We start from the raw sequence: 17,155 nt of genomic DNA, 5'->3' as shown, positions 1-17,155 counted from the left end.
ACTCAGAGTCCTGTTTCAATTTTTACGCTCCTGCGGGCTCCGCAGCTCTCGCGAACAACCAGCCGCACGGCTGTGGTCACCGTCTCCGCCTCGGCCTTGCCCGCATTGATCTGCTTCAGAAGCAGCTGCGCGCCGCGGCGCCCGATGCCCTGCGGATCGACCGAGACCGTCGTGAGCGCGGGAACCGCCGCCTGAGCCTCGATGACGTCGTCGAAACCCACGATCGCGAAGTCGGAGCCGGGTTCCAGACGGCGCGCGCGCAATCCGTCGCAAACACCGAAGGCGACGGCATCGTTGAAGCAGACGGCTGCCGTAGGTTTGTCGGCAAGAACGAGTGCTTTTCCGATCGCCTCTACCCCGCCGGCGCGCGAAGGCGCGGACGAGATGACAAGGTCTTGGTGATAGACGAGCCCGGCTGCCTCTATGCCGCTTCGGTAACCGGCAAGGCGGTCGTCGAAGACGGCGGTATCTGGGAAGCCGCCGAGAAAAGCGATGCGCTGGTGACCGAGCTCCGTCAGGTGCTTGACCGCGGACATCATGCCAGCCTGGTTGTCGGAGACGACGGACGAGACTTTGGCGCCAGGCAGGTTTCGCACGACGACCACCACCGGAATCCCTGCGGCGACAAGCGGCTTGAAGTCAGCGGCATCGGTGGCGCGCGCCGGCGACACGATGAGCCCCGAAATGCCATGTTCCCGCATCGATGCGACAACCTCGCGCTGCCTGTCGATGCTCTCGCTGGTGTTCGACAGGAATTGCACGAACCCGGCCGACTGAACGACCATATCGACGCCGACCGCCAGTTCCGCGAAGAAGCTATTCGTCAAGTCATTCACGACGACCCCGATGATCCGCGATTTAGCGGCAGCCTGCCGAAGATTGGCTGCGCCGCGATTGTAGACGTAGCCCAGCTCGCGCATCACGGAATTGACCTTGGCACGCGTCCCCTCATTGACCAGGGAGGAGCCCTGAAGCACCAGCGAAACCGTCGATTTCGAGACGCCGGCGGCCTTCGCAATGTCGATGACGGTTACCCGCGTCTTTGTCACGTCTTCCTCCCGACGCCAATGTCGAATGATTGCTTAAATATTTGGAACGTTCCAAATATGTCAAGAGGAATTTGTACGGATCATTATTCTTTGGGCCATGGCGGCAGCCTTTTACGACGGCCGAAATCTGATCTTAAAAATTGGAACGATCTAAAGACTGACCTTGGCTGAAGCCTATGTCGATGTTTTATTGCAAAATTGTACGTGATGCACGACCGACAGATGCGTTGGCAGCAAGGACGGCCAGTTGCTTCGCAGCAGCCTGCCGGAGCAAGCAAAACACCTTCTTCATTGAACCCTGAGTCGGCTATCGCAATACGATCGCGATAGTCAATTTAAGCGGGCCAGTCAGGTAGCAGGGTGATGCCAAATTTCGCGGAAGCCGTCCTGAGGCGGTCAACCTCCTCGGGTGTCGGCGGTCCGGCCATTTCGCCGTGCCGGAGTTCGTGGCCGGCTTCTTCCAGGAATTTGTCGAAGAGAGCCGGCGTATCGATCAGGATATAGCGTGCCGGCCGGCCGCTCATATTCATCAGTTGATGCGGCACCCCGCGCTCGAGAAAAATGCTCTGACCAGCGGTCAATCTGTGCCCTTCTCCGTTGACCACGGCGGTCAGGGCGCCCTCCATGACGTAGATGGTTTCGTCGTCCTCGGCGTGGACATGGATCGGTGTCTTCGTGTTTCCGGCGCTGATGTTTTCGAAGAGGCAGAATTGACCGTTGGTCTGTTGGCCGGACAGCAGGCGTTTCATAACCACGCCGGCCAGAACAAATTCTTTCGTCTCCATACTGCTCATAGCGATCATCCTATTGGAATTTCGAGGTTTCGCTCCACACGATCATTGTCAGGCGCTATCAGCGGCAATCTAACATGAGCCATTCCTCAAGTGCCAGCGCAGGCCATTTCTGCGGGCGATGTGGCGGCTACCGCTCTCCTCCAGGTTTCCGTCGAGGAATTCCCGACGATCGACATTAGCGAAACTTTATCGTTTGTGACGAATGCTACGGATACGTGCAACCCGCCAGAACTCAAGCAGGGCCGGATGATGTCACACTCGTTTGAATCCATTCTGGAGAGCCTGCCTCAGGGCATTGTTCTGCTTGATCCTGCCGGTACAGTGACGGCTTTCAATTCACGCACGTTGGACATTCTCGGCCTTCCGCAAGGAGCAATCCGCGAAGGCATGAATATCGACGGATTGCCGGGCACTGCAGACTGCCGTGCAGTGGCATCCCGCCGGTCGATGGTCGGTGGACCGCCCACGTCTCAGTTTGCCCTTTCCGACGGAGGGATGGTCTCACTGACCTGTGCCCCGTCGAGGGATGGGGGCTGGATCCTCAGCTATGAAGACATCTCGACTCTCATTCGCGTGGAAGACAGCCTGACCGAGCAACATCGCCGGTTCGACGCAGCCTTCAGCAATATGCCGCATGGGCTGTGCATGTTCGATTCGACAAAGAATCTCATCCTGTGCAACGCCTCCTATGCACGGATGTACAATCTGCCGGACCTTCTCACGCAACCGGGAACGCCACTTGTGGATATCCTGGCCTATCGCAGCCGGGAGGGAAATGGCCCGGCCGATACCACGACCTATTTTGATGTAGTCTTCGAAGCGACAACCCGCGGTGCGCCGGCCAGCCAGAACATCGTCCTGGCCGATGGGCGCGTTATCAAGATCACTCACAATCCGATGCAAAACGGTGGATACGTGGCCACCCATGAGGACGTCACCAAGACCGTCCGGCTGGCCGAAGAGCTGCGCCGACATCACGATCAGCTCGAAGCGACGGTGAAGAGCCGCACGGCTGAAGTCGAGCGGCAGGCGCGCGAACTCGAGCGAATGCTGGCGCAGGAGCGGAACATCAACGAACTGCAGCGGCAGTTCGTGGCGATGGCATCCCATGAATTCAGGACGCCGCTTGCAATCATCGACGCTGCTGCCCAGCGGCTGCTGCGAAAAAGAGGGGCGGTCGAGCCCGAATTTCTCAGCGACAAGGTCGATCAAATCCGCGCGTCGGTGACCCGGATTGTCGATCTCATGGAGAGCATCCTGTCAGCCGGACGCCTCGATACCGGCAAGATCGATATCAATTACGACGCCTGCGCATTGAGATCATTGATAAAAACCTGTTGCGAGCGGCAGTCGACGATCGCAAAATCGCACAGCTTTGTGTTGAATATCGATGGGCTGCCGGAGTTCATCGATGCCGATCCTCGGACGTTGGCACAGGTCTTTACCAACCTGCTTTCCAATGCCGTCAAATACGCGCCCGGAACCTCCGAAATTCGCGTCACGGCATGGGCAGAGCCGGGAAACGTCAAAGTTTCGATCAGCGACGATGGAGTGGGGATCGATGCCGAAGACGTGCCGCGGCTGTTCCAGCGCTATTTTCGGGCCCGGACTTCGACCGGGATTGCCGGAACCGGGATCGGCCTCAATCTGGTGAAGCAGATCATCGAACTGCACAACGGCTCGATAGAGGTTCGAAGCGCAAGAGGATGCGGATCGACATTCACCGTAACGCTTCCAATCAAGAGAAACGGCGACGCTTCCGCGGCCAATAACGCCGCCTGATGTTTCAGGATTGCTGTCCTGCATATCTACCCTATCCTTCTTACGACAGAGGAGGATCACACCATGGCTTTCATTCACACCCCCAATGCATCCGCCAGCGAGAAGACGACAGCGATGTATGCGTCGGCCGAGGCGAATTATGGTTATCTGCCGAACATGTATCGAGCCTTCGGCCACCGGCCTGAGGTGATGGAGAGCTGGGCGGCGCTGCTTTCGAGCATTCGCGGCCATATGAGCCTCAGGCGCTACGAACTGGTGACGCTGGCCGCGGCCAAGGAGCTGAAATCCTCATATTGCATGCTGGCGCACGGCTCGGTGCTGTTGCGCGAGGGTTTCACCGGCGATGGGTTGACGGCTGTTGTCAACGAGACGGAGAAGGCGCCGATCGATGCCGGCGAACGCGCGATCATGGCTTTTGCCGCCAAGGTGACGCGCGATGCGACGTCGGTCACGCAGCAGGATATAGACGGGCTGAAGAAACAGGGGCTGAGCGATGCCGAGATCTTCGACGTCACTGCAGCGGCAGCGGCCCGATGTTTCTTCTCGAAAATGCTGGATGCGCTGGGCGCTGCACCCGACCACGCCTATATCGAACGGCTGGAGCCGAACGTGCGAAAGGCGCTCAGCGTCGGCCGAGAGGTCGAGCGGCCTCTGGCGCCCTCACCGTCCCGCGGCACACAGCAATGATGTGATGACGGAGGATGTCCGGGGGCTGCTCTTACGACTTCTACTTCTCCGCCTCTACTCCTGCGGTTTGTCGGCAAAATGCCGGATCGCAAACTCGGCGATATTCTGGCTCGACCGATCGGCATCGTCGAGCAGCGACGGAAACAGCTGCCACTGATGGGGCATGCCCGGCCAGACCTCGGTGGTGACATCCACGCCCGCCTGGCGCGCCTTGTCGGCGAGCCGCAGCGTGTCGTCCAGCAGGACTTCGCCGGAGCCGACCTGCAGCAGCAGCGGCGGAAAGCCGGTCATGTCGGCATAGAGCGGCGATACCCGGGGATCGGCCGGAGACCGGCTGCCGAGATAGGTCTTGCGCAAGGTCTCGATCCAAGCCTTGTCGACCAGCGGATCGCTTTCGGCATTTGTCGTCATCGATCCGCCCGTCGCGGCAAGATCGGTGATTGGGCTGAGAGCAATCACAGCCGCCGGCAACGGCTTTGCCGCCTGAATCTGCCGCAGCACCGTCTCGATCGCGATGTTGCCGCCGGCGCCGTCTCCCGCCACGACCACGTTCTCGCTCCTATAGCCATTGTCGAGAAGCCAGCGATAGGCCGTCAGCGCGTCGTTGATCTGCGAGGGATAGCCATATTCGGGCATCAGCCGATAATCGATGAGAAAAACGTCGCTGGATGCGGCTTTGGCGAGCGAGCCGGCAAGCAGGCTGTGCGTGCGGATCGAGCCACTGGAAAAGCCGCCGCCATGAATATAGAGGATCACCCTTTGGCCGATCGGATGATGAAGACGAGCGGGCCACATCAGCTCAGCATCGACGCCGTCGGCGTCGACCTGCCGAACCTGGATGCGCGTCGGCCCCGGCATCGCCTCCATCAGCGCCCTGAAAGCAGTCCGCCGCTCCTGCAGGCTATCGGCGCCGGCAAAGTGATCTTTCCAGAGGCCGACGAGTTTTTCGACCTGTTCGCGCGAGGCTGGGCTTTGCGGTCCAATGTCCCGCCCGACCGCCGACGAGGCGAGCAGCATCAGCGCAGCCAACGCGGAAAACAGACCGCTGAGCCACTTTGGTCCTCTTCGATTGGCAGTTGGCAAAATCCGACTGTTCATCAACCTCTCCCGATGATGTTGGCGTGGTGGCCATGGGGGCATCTTTGGCCAGTTCAGGCGTCGGAGTCAAAAGGGTCACGGATACGAATCCCGATTTTCCGAGCGATGCAACGACCTCGGCCTGAAGACCGGCATTGCCCGTCGCATCCCCAGATCTCGGGGATCCGGCGGGCAGCGCCGCTGTGACCGCAGGAAAGCGCATCATGCGGCAAATTAGCATTCGCCTCACGTCTGGAATGACCTAGATCTAGGTTCGATCATCACCGTAAAGAGGCGAGCATGTCCATCAAGTCCATCTGCATCTATGGCGCTGGCGCACTCGGCGGGGCTATCGCCGCCAAGCTTGCAAGCCAAGCCGCAAACGCCGCCACCATCTCCGTCGTCGCGCGTGGAGCCCATCTCGACGCCATCCGTGACAACGGTCTCAGGCTGCGCGAAGCCGATGCAGAAAGGCCGCTCAATGTCCGCCTGACTGCGACCGACGATCCCAGCACATTGCCACCGCAGGATCTCGTCATCACCGGTCTTAAGGGGCATCAGCTGGCGCCTGCTGCCGAAGGCATTGCAGGCCTCCTCAAGGAGCGCACACGCGTCGTCATGATCCTCAACGGCATTCCGTGGTGGTATTTTCACCGCGATACCCAGAGCCGGCATGCCGAGCTGCAGTTCGACGAACTCGATCCCGGCGGCAGGCTGTGGCGGCTGATCGGGCCGGAACGGGTCATCGGCTGCGTCGCTTACCAGGGCGCAGAGGTGATCAATCCCGGCGAGATCCAGCTTGCCAACAACGGCCGCTTCGTGCTCGGCGAGCCTTCGGGCGACATCTCGCCCGATCTCGAGGCGATCGCCGCGGTGCTGACCGACGCCGGCCTCAACATCACGACGACGCCTGTTATTCGCGACGAGATCTGGAGCAAGCTGATGGGCAACGCCGCCTTCAACCCGATCAGTGCGCTGACCAGGGCGCTGATGACCGACATCATGGCAGATCCCGCACTTTCGACCACAGTCGGCAAGGTGATGAACGAGGTCCGCGCCGTCGGCGAGGCCTTGGGCGCGCGTTTCAGCATGACCGTCGAGCAGCGGCTCGAACAATCGCGCCATATCGGCGCCGTGCGCACGTCGATGCTGCAGGATCTGATCGGCGGCAAGGCGCTCGAAATCACGCCGCTGGTCGGCATGGTGGTGGCGCTCGGACGCCTTGCTGCCGTGCCGACCCCGGTCTCGGAAACGATCCTGGCGCTGGTGACGCAATTGGATCGGGAAAACCAGCGCGGCAGCTGATCGCAGAGGGAAAGGCGGCCGGGGAGAGCCCCGCCGTCTTCACTTACTTTCCGACCTGCTCGGCCCAGTTCGGCGCCTTGCCGCCGCCATCGAGGAAGGTCATTGCCATATTCGCCATCAGGGGAGAGGCGAAGGTCTCGTAGTGGGTGAGATCGGGCAGGATCGCCAGCCGGTTCTTCGACATGTTTTCCCGCATCCAGCCCGCATCGCGCAGACCGCCGCCGAGCTTGTGGTAGAAGTCGATCATATGCTCGGGCCGGATCATGTCGGCATCGCCGTAGATCAGCATAACCGGCATGGTGAGCTTGGCGACGGCATCGCTATAGTCGATAGGTTCGCGCATCAGGGCGCCCATGGCATCGAGCAGCTTCGGAAATTCGGAAACGTCAGGCGCTACCGCCTTGTAGGAGAGGAACATCGGCGTGTCCTTCATCATGTCGGCCATACCGGCGCCGACGGCCGCCTGCTGCGGCAGCATTTCCGGGAAGAAGCCGTTCTGCGCATAAGGCGCCGACAGTATCACCAGCCGACGCACCTGGTCGGGCGCGTTCGCCGCCATGTTCAACGCTACCCCGCCGCCGAATGAATAGCCGAAGACGTCGACCCTGTCGTAACCGAGCTGCTTCACCAGGATCGCGAGATCGGCGCCGATGGCCGGAAGCTCGATCGGCCGTTTGCCGAGGGGCGTGCGGCCATGGCCCTGCAGATCGACGGCGATCACCTGCCGGTGGTCGGTGAAAACAGGCATGACCGGCGCGAACATCTCGATCTGCCCGAGGCCGCCGTGCAGCAGCAGCGGTTCACCCTCGCCACGGATCTCGTAATAATAGTCGATACCGTTGACCGGCACGCTGCCTTTCCTGACGATCGGCGCGGCGGCCTTCTTCTCCTCGGTGACAGGCGCGGCACCGCCGGCACCCGCCATATCGGGCACGGCCAAGAATGCGGCAGTGGTTGCGATCATCGAAATCAGCGTCATCTTCGACATGTCCTTGCTCCATGTTTGCATCGATGCCGCAAGGACGGCGGCGCTCATGTCTTTCCGACATCACGCTTCGAAATTTCTCGCATCGGCCTTTATGCCATTTCTATATTTTCGTGCCCCGCTCCGAATGGATTTCCTATCGGCCGCAGCAGTAGACTTTCGCCATCACTGCAAAGGTCAAATGCCATGCGAGATGTCAGGTCTTCCAGTTTTCAGTTCCCTCGCCCACACAGGATCACCCGCGGTAGTAAGCAGATGCGCGAGAAACGCACCGCCCAGGCGCTGCTCGTCTTTGGCGTAGTGCTCGCCTGTGTCGAACTCTACGTCATTTTCGGCGTGCTCTGAGGCGGAGCGCGAAGACGTGAGCTGAAAGGCCGAGTTCCAACTTTTCCTTAACCGACATACTGGTAAAATCGCGTCGCAGAGACTTCAGACGCCACGAGACCGATGAAACCGAATTTCCGCTTCACCCATTACGATCTTAAGGAACAACGCGCCGGAACGATCATCGAGGTGTCGTTGAATGCGGTGAACAATGTCCGCCTAATGACGGCGCCGAATTTCCAGCGGTTCACCGAGGTTCTCGATTTCAAATATATCGGCGGCGTGGCGCGCAAATCGCCGATCAAGATCGCCGTTCCGGAAAGCGGCCACTGGCATGTCATCGTCGATATGGAAGGGCATCACGGGCTTGCGGAATCGTCCGTCAAGGTGATTGCCGCGCCGGCAAATCAAAAGACGCCGCGCGCCTCCTGAGTTCGCCGGGCTTCAGCGCGGATTGCGCTCCTTGCGAAGCTTTGCCCACCACTCCAGCCGCTTGCGGATATCGCGCTCGAAGCCGCGCTCCGGCGGATCGTAGAAGATCTGGCGACCCATCTTCTCCGGGAAATAGTCCTGGCCGGAAAAGGCATCCGGCTCGTCGTGGTCATATCGGTAGCCGTCGCCGTAACCCTCGCCCTTCATCAGCTTGGTCGGCGCGTTGAGGATATGCTTCGGCGGCAACAGCGAGCCGTTCTGCTTTGCCGCCTGGCTTGCCGCCTTGAAGGCGGTGTAGACGGCATTCGATTTCGGGGCGGTGGCGAGATAGACGCAGGCCTGCGCCAGCGCCAGCTCGCCTTCCGGCGAGCCGAGATACTCATAGGCATCCTTGGCGGCGTTACAGATCACCAGCGCCTGCGGATCCGCAAGACCGATATCCTCCACCGCCATGCGCACCAGCCGCCGGCCGAGATAGAGCGGATCCTCGCCGGCATCGAACATGCGGGCGAGATAATAGAGCGCGGCATCGGGATCCGAGCCGCGTACGGATTTATGCAGCGCCGAGATCAGGTTGTAGTGGCCGTCCTGCGCCTTGTCGTAGACCGGAGCACGGCGCTGGACGATGCGTGTCAGGCCTTCGGTATCGAAGCTCTCGCCTTCGCGCGCCGCCCGCCAGACTTCTTCGGCGAGCGTCAGCACCGCGCGGCCGTCGCCGTCGGCCATGCGGATCAGGCTGACGCGGGCATCCTCCGTCAGCGGCAGCGGCTTCTGCTCGATCGCCTCAGCACGCTTCAGCAGTTCCTCAAGGCTCTCCTCGTCATGCGACTTGAAGGTCAGCACACGGGCTCGCGACAGCAGAGCGGCGTTGAGCTCAAAGGATGGGTTTTCGGTGGTGGCGCCGACGAGGATGACGGTGCCATCCTCCATGACGGGCAGGAAACTGTCCTGCTGGGCGCGGTTGAAACGATGGATCTCGTCGACGAAGAGCAGCGTCTGACGGCCGTCCATACGCCGCAAGCGGGCTGTCTCGAACACCTTCTTCAGATCGGCGACGCCGGAGAAGATCGCCGATATCTGCTCGAAGGCGAGGCCCGCCTCGCCCGAAAGCAGCCGTGCCACCGTCGTTTTGCCGGTGCCGGGCGGACCCCAGAAGATCATCGAGCCGAGCGAGCCGCTTTCGATCATCCTTTTCAGCACGCCATCCTCACCGGTCAGGTGTTCCTGACCGGTGACTTCGGCAAGCGTCTTCGGCCGCAGCCGGTCGGCAAGCGGCCGCCTGGCAGCGACCTCTTCCGGAACACGCGGCGCGAAGAGATCGTTGCTCATCGGAAGAATTGCCGGATGCGCTGGCCGTCGCGCTCTATCTCGACCCGCCAGAGGCCGGGGTCGCTATCGGCGATTTCGGACAATTCGCTGGTCGACTTCACATCCGTGCCATTGATCGAAACGATGATATCCTTCGGTTCGAAACCGAGACGGGCAGCAGGCGAATCGTCCTTCACCTCGGAGACGACGACGCCTGCCGATTCCGATGGCATGCGCAGCTCGTCGGCGACCCGCGGCGACAGGTTCTCGACGACAGCGCCCGTGAAGGGTGTGTGGCCGCCGATCGTGCGCTGGTCGCGTGGCGAAGTTTCGGGGGCGCGGTCGAGCGTCAGCGGCAATTGCTCCTCGCGGCCGTTCTCGATGACGGTGAGGTTGACCGATTTGCCGAGACCGGCCGTCGTCAGCCGGTAGAGCAGCGCATCCGGATGCTCAACGGAAATTCCGTCGACGGCGGTGACGATTTCGCCAGCCTTCAGCCCGGCCTTGGCCGCCGGCCCGCCTTCCGAGACCTTGACGATGAGTGCGCCGCGGGCCTTGTTTAGCCCCAGCGCCTCAGCCACTTCCGAGGTCACGGCATCGAAGCTCGCGCCGACATAGGGCCGTTCGAAGGATTTGACGCCGGCATCGGCAGAGGTGAGGAAGACCTTGACCAGATTGGCAGGGATGGCGAAACCGATACCGTTCGAGCCGCCGCCGCGCGAGAAGATCGCCGTGTTGATGCCGATCAGTTCGCCCTTCATGTTCATCAAGGCGCCGCCGGAATTGCCGGGATTGATCGAGGCATCGGTCTGGATGAAGAAGCCGAATTCGTTCCTGACCACCTGGTTGCGGGCAAGTGCTGAGACGATGCCGCTGGTCACCGTCTGGCCGACGCCGAAGGGGTTGCCGATCGCCAGCACGAGATCGCCGACCTCGACCGCGTCGGAATTGCCGATCGGCAATGTCGGAAAGCTCTCCTTGGTGTCGATCTTCAGCACGGCAAGATCGACTCGGTCGTCGCGCAGCACCACCTTGCAGGGGAATTCGCGGCCATCCGACAGCGCAATCTTGATGTCATCGGCGCCCTCGATGACGTGATTGTTGGTCACGACAGTGCCGTTCGCCTCGACGATGACGCCGGAACCGAGCGAAGACTGCTTTTCCGAACGGTTCGGCATCTGCTGGCCGAAAAACTGCTCGAAGAAGGGGTCGCCGGCAAAGGGCGACTGGCGCTGGACGGTCTTCTCCGCATAGACATTGACGACGGCGCCTGCCGTCTGTTTGACGAGCGGCGCGAAGGAAAGCTGCATCTGCATCTGGCTTTCGGGCACTGTCTTTGCCGTCTGCGCATGGGCGACAGCCGGCAGTACGAGCATCAGAGCGAACAGCGAGACGGACGCGCGCTTAAAGAAGCCTTGCATGGGTATTCCTTTTGAATCCTCTTGAGGAACGTTTTAGAGCATGATGCCGAAAAGTGTGAGCGGTTTTCGGACGACATCATGGTCTAACTATTTAATTGCGAACAGGATTCAGACTTTAGGCCGAACCGGCCTAAAATCATCCTGTTCTGCGGCCCGACGCTAGAAAGGAAAGAGGGCGGAAGCATGGAAGAATAAGGCAAGTGGACGTCTTGGAAACAAGTTGAAGTCGTTGTGAATTTGAGTCAGGAAGATTGGCCATGCGACTGATATCAAAAGCCAAAAGCTGGGCGAAGTCACTGAAGCGTGACATCGTGGCCCTGTGGCTTGCCGCGCGTGATCCGCGCGTGCCATGGTATGCCAAAGCGGTGGCTGGCGGCGTTGCCGCCTACGCGCTGTCGCCTATCGATCTCATCCCCGATTTCATCCCCATCCTCGGCTATCTCGACGATCTCCTGATCGTTCCGCTCGGCATCATGCTGGCGATCCAGCTCGTGCCAGTAGAGGTGATGAACGAGCTTCGTATGGAGTCGACAAGGCGCATCGAGCGTCCCTCCAGCCGGGTCGGACTGATCTTCATCCTTGCCGTCTGGCTGATCTGCGTCATCTTTCTGGCTCTGGCACTGCGCAAGCTCGCCTGACCGACGGCAATAGGACCATATGAATGATCACGACAAGAACGACGATAGCGGCCCTCGGCTTTGCGATCCTGCTCATCGCATCGGACCTGGCACAGGCAGCAAGCTTCGATTGCGACGCGAAAGAATTGAAGCCGGATGAGAAAGCGATCTGCGACAACCGTGCGCTCAACGACGCCGACGTGAAGATGGTGACGACCTTCGAGCTGCTCTCCGGCCTGCTGGCGATGGGTTCGCGCGGAACATTGCAGGACGAACAGACGGCCTGGCTGAAGAAACGGCAGGAATGCGGGGCGGATGCGGTCTGCATCAAGGCTGCCTATGACGAGCGGCTGAAGCAACTCGGCGAGACCTATAAAAACATCAACCGGCCGCTTTGAAAGCGACCGATTGGAAGAGCAACTGACTCTTCATCAGCGGGTCGTAGGTGGATGACCTACCGCGCGTTCAGATCGCGCACGGCGCCGCGATCGGCGCTCGTTGCGAAGGCCGCATAGGCCTTCAGGGCGGTGGTGACGTTGCGCTTGCGGACTTCTGTGGGATACCAGCCCTTGGCATCCTGCTCGGCGCGGCGGGCGGCGAGTTCGGTCTCGCTGACACGCAGGCTGATCGTGCGGTTGGGGATGTCGATGTCGATCATGTCGCCTTCGCGCACCAGGCCGATCGTGCCGCCATTTGCCGCTTCCGGCGAGGCGTGGCCGATCGAGAGGCCGGAAGTGCCGCCGGAGAAGCGGCCGTCGGTGATGAGCGCACAGGCCTTGCCGAGGCCCTTCGACTTCAGATAGCTCGTCGGATAGAGCATTTCCTGCATGCCGGGGCCGCCCTTCGGGCCTTCGTAGCGGATGACGACGACGTCGCCGGCCTTGACTTCGTTGGCAAGGATCGCCTTGACCGAGGAATCCTGGCTTTCGAAGACGCGGGCGGGGCCGGAGAATTTCAGGATCGATTCATCGACGCCGGCCGTCTTGACGATGCAGCCGTCAATCGCAAGGTTGCCCTTGAGCACGGCAAGGCCACCATCCTTGGAGAAGGGATGCTCGACCGAGCGGATGACGCCGTTTTCGCGGTCGGTGTCGAGATCGTCCCAACGGGCTTCCTGGCTGAAGGCGACCTGGGTCGGGATGCCGCCAGGAGCGGCACGATAGAAGTTGCGGACGGTTTCGCTGTTGGTGCGGGTGATATCCCAGCGCTCGATCGCATCGCCCAGCGTCTCGGCATGGACGGTCGGGCAATCGCGGTTCAAGAGACCGCCTTTGTCGAGTTCGCCGAGGATCGACATGATGCCGCCGGCGCGGTGGACGTCTTCCATATGCACATCACTCTTGGCGGGAGCGACCTTCGACAGGCACGGCACCCGACGCGATAGCGCATCGATATCGGTCATGGTGAAATCGATCTCGCCTTCGTGCGCGGCAGCAAGGATGTGCAGGACCGTATTGGTCGAGCCGCCCATGGCGATGTCGAGCGCCATGGCATTCTCGAAGGCCTGCTTGGAGGCGATAGTGCGCGGCAGCGCCTTGACGTCGTCCTGCTCGTAGTAACGGCGGGCGAGATCGACGATCAGATGGCCGGCCTCGACGAAGAGGCGCTTGCGGTCGGCGTGGGTGGCAAGCGTCGAGCCGTTGCCAGGCAGCGACAGGCCGAGCGCTTCCGTCAGGCAGTTCATCGAATTGGCGGTGAACATGCCGGAGCAGGAGCCGCAGGTCGGACAGGCCGAGCGTTCGATGGTCTGGACGTCCTCGTCGCTGATCTTGTCATCGGCTGCGGCGACCATGGCATCGACGAGGTCGAGCGCATGCGTCTTGCCATGCAGCACGACCTTGCCGGCTTCCATCGGACCGCCCGAAACGAACACCGTCGGGATATTGAGGCGCAGCGACGCCATCAGCATACCGGGGGTGATCTTGTCGCAGTTGGAGATGCAGACCATGGCGTCGGCGCAATGGGCATTGACCATGTATTCGACGCTGTCGGCGATGAGCTCACGCGAAGGCAGCGAATAAAGCATACCGTCATGGCCCATGGCGATGCCGTCATCAACGGCGATCGTGTTGAATTCCTTGGCGACACCGCCGGCCGCCTCGATTTCGCGGGCAACGAGCTGGCCAAGGTCCTTCAGGTGCACGTGGCCGGGCACGAACTGGGTGAAGGAATTCACCACGGCAATGATCGGCTTGCCGAAATCCGAATCCTTCATGCCCGTGGCGCGCCAAAGGCCGCGGGCGCCTGCCATGTTGCGGCCATGGGTCGTGGTTCTGGAACGGTAAGCTGGCATCGGTGTCTTCCTCAACGTGTCGGAATTATCAGGCGAAGCCGGGCGGCATGGAGCCTGCGGGCCGAGCAAACGCTGCTTTTTGGAATTGTCCTAATCCAATCGACAGGGGCTGTCACTACCGGGAAGCCCAAATCCGGTACGCCGGGGAGAAGCGCCATAAGACCCATCGATCATATACGCTTCGACACGGCGTTTTGTTACAGCCTATTCCATCACGACCGAACACAAAAAATTGGCTTCCCGTCAGCGATCTTCAAGGCTTAGACACTATAGCGCCGCACATCGTTTCAGATGCGCACAGGACGCAGTAGCACTTTGAATTGCTGCATAATTCCTAAATCGATTCTGATTAGGAATTATGCAGCAATATAGACATGCCGGCGGTTCGTTTAAGGGCTATATTTCAGGATATCCGCCGAGGAGGTTCGACATGCCAAGCTATCGCCCACCCAAGATCGCGTCGTCGGAGATCACGCCGCGCCAGATCTATGTGCGCCGCCGTGAATTCCTGGGCGCGGCAGCGCTTGGCGCCATGGCGCTCTACGGCGCCGGCAGGGCGAGTGCCGCAGCCCTCTCCGCCGTTGAGAGCAAGTATAAGGTCGACGAGAAGGCGACGCCGATCAAGGACGTCACGACTTACAACAACTTCTATGAGTTCGGCCTCGACAAGGGCGATCCCGCAGCTCTTTCCGGCGATTTCAAGCCGCTGCCCTGGACGATCAAGGTCGACGGCATGGTCAACAAGCCAGGCACCTTCGACCTCGAGGCGCTGATGAAGGAATTCCCGATCGAGGAGCGCACCTACCGGATGCGCTGCGTCGAGGCCTGGTCGATGGTTATCCCCTGGGACGGCTTTCCGCTGGCGTCGCTGCTCGACAAGGTCGAGCCGCTCGGCAGCGCCAAATACGTCGCCTTCGAAACCGTGGTGCGGCCGGACGAGATGCCGGGGCAGAAGGGTTTCTTCCAGTCGCTCGACTGGCCCTATGTCGAGGGTCTGCGCCTGGATGAGGCGCGCCATCCGCTGACGCTGCTGGCCGTCGGGCTCTATGGCGAAACGCTGCCGAACCAGAACGGCGCGCCGATCCGCCTCGTCGTGCCGTGGAAATACGGCTTCAAGGGCATCAAGTCGATCGTTAGGATCACGCTCACGGACCAGCAGCCGAAGAATACCTGGCAGGTCACCAACGCGCAGGAGTATGGCTTCTACGCGAACGTCAACCCAGCGGTCTACCATCCGCGCTGGAGCCAGGCCAGCGAACGGCGCATCGGCGAGAGCGGCTTCTTCGGCGCGAGCCGCCACCCCACCCTGCCCTTCAACGGCTATGCCGACGAAGTGGCAAGCCTTTATGCCGGCATGGACCTGAAGGCGAATTTCTGATGGCGGAACTGTCGCTCGCCATCCCGAAGCGCTGGCAACCCGCCTCCGTCTGGCTGCTTTATGTCGTTGGACTCTTGCCTGCGGCCTGGACGTTCTATCTCGGCGCGACCGATCAGCTCGGCGCCGATCCGGTCAAGACCTTCGAGCGTTTCCTTGGGCTTTGGACGATCCGTTTCCTGATCGCAACACTTGCCGTTTCCCCTGCCCGTGAGCTCTTCGGCTGGAACTATCTGCGCTATCGCCGCGCGCTTGGCCTGCTGACCTTCTACTATGCGCTGATGCATTTCACCGTCTACATGGTCCTCGACCAGGCGATGGATATTTCCGCCGTCATCAACGACGTGCTGAAGCGCCCCTTCATCATGTTCGGCATGGCCGGGCTTGCGATGCTCATTCCGCTGGCGGCGACATCCAACAATTTCTCGATCCGCCGGCTCGGCAAGAACTGGATCTGGCTGCACCGCCTCGTCTACATCATCGCCGCCTGCGGGGCGCTGCACTTCGCGCTCTCGACCAAGATCCTCGACCTCGAGCAATATATCTATGTCGGGCTGATCATCGCGCTCATCCTCTATCGCTCCTACCGGCCGATCGCACGCAACAGGCAGAAGGGCAAAGGGCGGACGCGCAATCGGGCAATGGCGCCGGTTTCGTGAGACGGCAGGCTTAGCGCATAACCCCGAAAATCGGAATCGATTTTCGGGAAGGATTAGGCGCAGATTCAAAGTGATAGAGCGTCCTTAGCGCGTCTGAAAAGACGCGCGGCGCTCTAACGAGGACGCAACGCGGTCCGGCGTGCCGGATCGAAGGCGCAGGCCGCAGCTATGCCGATTGCATAAGCCAGCATGTTCCAAAGCGAAAACACGCGCCCAAGCAGCAGCGCACCGGCCGTGGTCAGCCGAAACGCGTCGAGCCAGGGCGTGTGATAGAGCCGGAACAATTCCACTGAGATCGCTATGAACAGCGCCGTGACAGCAATTGCTGCCGGTCGTGACTTTGCGACAAAGAGCGCCACGAGCAGATAGACCATCGCTCCCCAGAGTGCCGATCCACCATATTTGACGACAATGAAGGGCAGATCGGCTGCATAGCCAAACCGGCGGAGCACCAGCCCGAGAACGATGACAAGAAACAGGGCGGCAAGACGAAGGAACTGCGGTGAGCGAGCCTGAATGATTTTGCGCAATGGAGCCGGTCCCGTCACTATATCGGAAACAAAAACAGCCGGGCTTTGCAGCCCGGCTGTTTTGTTTCCGCCGAAGCGGAAGACTTAAGCGGCGACGGCCTGCTCTTCGGCAGCGACGCGGGCCTTGTCGGCTGCGCCCTTGGCATAGGCATCGCGGTCAACGAATTCGATCACAGCCATGGCGGCATTGTCGCCCTGGCGGAAGCCGGCCTTCATGATGCGCAGATAGCCGCCGTTGCGGGTGGCGTAGCGCGTTGCGATCGTGTCGAACAGCTTCGAAACGACGGCAGCATCGCGGATCTGCGAGATCGCCTGACGGCGAGCATGCAGGTCGCCGCGCTTGCCGAGCGTGACGAGCTTCTCGACGATCGGACGGATTTCCTTGGCCTTCGGCAGGGTCGTGACGATCTGCTCGTGGGTAATCAGCGAAGCCGCCATGTTGGCGAACATCGCCTTGCGGTGGCTTGCAGTTCTATTCAGCTTGCGGCCGGCTTTACCATGGCGCATTGCTATTCTC

17 protein-coding genes are annotated in these 17,155 nt (G+C 60.9%); 8 read left to right on the top strand and 9 right to left on the bottom strand.

Features of this window, described 5'->3' with window-relative positions; genetic code table 11:
- Nucleotides 1–2: 2 nt before the first annotated feature.
- Entirely contained in the window at nt 3–1,049 is a 1,047-nt protein-coding gene (locus N1937_RS07955) for a LacI family DNA-binding transcriptional regulator (RefSeq protein WP_260058172.1), read from the bottom strand.
- A gap of 335 nt (nt 1,050–1,384) precedes the next feature.
- Nucleotides 1,385–1,852: a cupin domain-containing protein gene (locus N1937_RS07950; protein WP_260058171.1), complete on the bottom strand. Its 468-nt coding sequence runs from the start codon at nt 1,850–1,852 to the stop codon at nt 1,385–1,387.
- Nucleotides 1,853–2,089: 237 nt separating this feature from the next.
- Here N1937_RS07950 and N1937_RS07945 point away from each other — a divergent pair, with 237 nt between their 5' ends.
- Complete coding sequence (locus tag N1937_RS07945) at nt 2,090–3,625, top strand: sensor histidine kinase (protein ID WP_260059072.1); 1,536 nt, start codon at nt 2,090–2,092, stop codon at nt 3,623–3,625.
- A 63-nt stretch (nt 3,626–3,688) separates the two neighbouring features.
- Nucleotides 3,689–4,312, top strand: a complete 624-nt coding sequence (locus N1937_RS07940) for a carboxymuconolactone decarboxylase family protein (protein WP_170258705.1) — start codon at nt 3,689–3,691, stop codon at nt 4,310–4,312.
- A 54-nt stretch (nt 4,313–4,366) separates the two neighbouring features.
- Here the strand turns inward: N1937_RS07940 and N1937_RS07935 are convergent, their stop codons facing one another.
- Nucleotides 4,367–5,341, bottom strand: a complete 975-nt coding sequence (locus tag N1937_RS07935; protein WP_017963923.1) for an alpha/beta hydrolase — start codon at nt 5,339–5,341, stop codon at nt 4,367–4,369.
- 348 nt (nt 5,342–5,689) lie between these two features.
- Here N1937_RS07935 and N1937_RS07930 point away from each other — a divergent pair, with 348 nt between their 5' ends.
- Nucleotides 5,690–6,694, top strand: a complete 1,005-nt coding sequence (locus N1937_RS07930; RefSeq protein ID WP_260058169.1) for a ketopantoate reductase family protein — start codon at nt 5,690–5,692, stop codon at nt 6,692–6,694.
- 43 nt (nt 6,695–6,737) lie between these two features.
- On the opposite strand, the gene N1937_RS07925 is transcribed toward N1937_RS07930, so the two are convergent.
- Entirely contained in the window at nt 6,738–7,730 is a 993-nt protein-coding gene (locus N1937_RS07925) for an alpha/beta fold hydrolase (protein WP_260058167.1), read from the bottom strand.
- A 396-nt stretch (nt 7,731–8,126) separates the two neighbouring features.
- Between N1937_RS07925 and N1937_RS07920 the strand changes: the two genes are divergently transcribed.
- Nucleotides 8,127–8,435: a DUF1883 domain-containing protein gene (locus N1937_RS07920; protein WP_017963919.1), complete on the top strand. Its 309-nt coding sequence runs from the start codon at nt 8,127–8,129 to the stop codon at nt 8,433–8,435.
- 12 nt (nt 8,436–8,447) lie between these two features.
- On the opposite strand, the gene N1937_RS07915 is transcribed toward N1937_RS07920, so the two are convergent.
- Nucleotides 8,448–9,764 carry a replication-associated recombination protein A gene (locus N1937_RS07915; protein ID WP_017963918.1) on the bottom strand — a complete coding sequence of 439 codons (1,317 nt, stop codon included), beginning with the start codon at nt 9,762–9,764 and terminating at the stop codon, nt 8,448–8,450.
- Nucleotides 9,761–11,164, bottom strand: coding sequence for a DegQ family serine endoprotease (locus N1937_RS07910; protein WP_017963917.1), 1,404 nt, complete (start codon nt 11,162–11,164; stop codon nt 9,761–9,763). The genes N1937_RS07915 and N1937_RS07910 overlap by 4 nt, the downstream gene beginning before the upstream one ends.
- 257 nt (nt 11,165–11,421) lie before the next feature.
- On the opposite strand from N1937_RS07910, the gene N1937_RS07905 reads away from it, so the two are divergent.
- Entirely contained in the window at nt 11,422–11,802 is a 381-nt protein-coding gene (locus N1937_RS07905; RefSeq protein WP_260058164.1) for a YkvA family protein, read from the top strand.
- A gap of 23 nt (nt 11,803–11,825) precedes the next feature.
- A complete protein-coding gene (locus tag N1937_RS07900; RefSeq protein WP_170262710.1) occupies nt 11,826–12,179 on the top strand; it encodes a lysozyme inhibitor LprI family protein in 354 nt (117 codons plus the stop codon).
- Nucleotides 12,180–12,235: 56 nt separating this feature from the next.
- Here the strand turns inward: N1937_RS07900 and ilvD are convergent, their stop codons facing one another.
- A complete protein-coding gene (gene ilvD, locus N1937_RS07895) occupies nt 12,236–14,074 on the bottom strand; it encodes a dihydroxy-acid dehydratase (RefSeq protein WP_260058162.1) in 1,839 nt (612 codons plus the stop codon).
- A 430-nt stretch (nt 14,075–14,504) separates the two neighbouring features.
- Here ilvD and msrP point away from each other — a divergent pair, with 430 nt between their 5' ends.
- Both msrP and msrQ read left to right on the top strand, forming a co-directional pair.
- Nucleotides 14,505–15,452 carry a protein-methionine-sulfoxide reductase catalytic subunit MsrP gene (gene msrP / locus N1937_RS07890; protein WP_260058159.1) on the top strand — a complete coding sequence of 316 codons (948 nt, stop codon included), beginning with the start codon at nt 14,505–14,507 and terminating at the stop codon, nt 15,450–15,452.
- Nucleotides 15,452–16,108, top strand: coding sequence for a protein-methionine-sulfoxide reductase heme-binding subunit MsrQ (gene msrQ / locus N1937_RS07885; RefSeq protein WP_260058158.1), 657 nt, complete (start codon nt 15,452–15,454; stop codon nt 16,106–16,108). Before msrP ends, msrQ begins: the two co-directional genes overlap by 1 nt.
- A gap of 113 nt (nt 16,109–16,221) precedes the next feature.
- On the opposite strand, the gene N1937_RS07880 is transcribed toward msrQ, so the two are convergent.
- The gene (locus tag N1937_RS07880; RefSeq protein WP_260058157.1) at nt 16,222–16,638 is read right to left on the bottom strand and encodes a DUF2809 domain-containing protein; all 417 of its coding nucleotides are present in this window, start codon (nt 16,636–16,638) and stop codon (nt 16,222–16,224) included.
- Nucleotides 16,639–16,722: 84 nt separating this feature from the next.
- Entirely contained in the window at nt 16,723–17,145 is a 423-nt protein-coding gene (rplQ, locus tag N1937_RS07875; RefSeq protein ID WP_003558556.1) for a 50S ribosomal protein L17, read from the bottom strand.
- Between the last annotated feature and the right edge of the window lie 10 nt (nt 17,146–17,155).

Origin of the sequence: Rhizobium sp. WSM4643, assembly GCF_025152745.1 — a bacterium.
GTDB lineage: Bacteria > Pseudomonadota > Alphaproteobacteria > Rhizobiales > Rhizobiaceae > Rhizobium > Rhizobium leguminosarum_I.
This window is presented reverse-complemented; position numbering and strand designations above follow the sequence as displayed.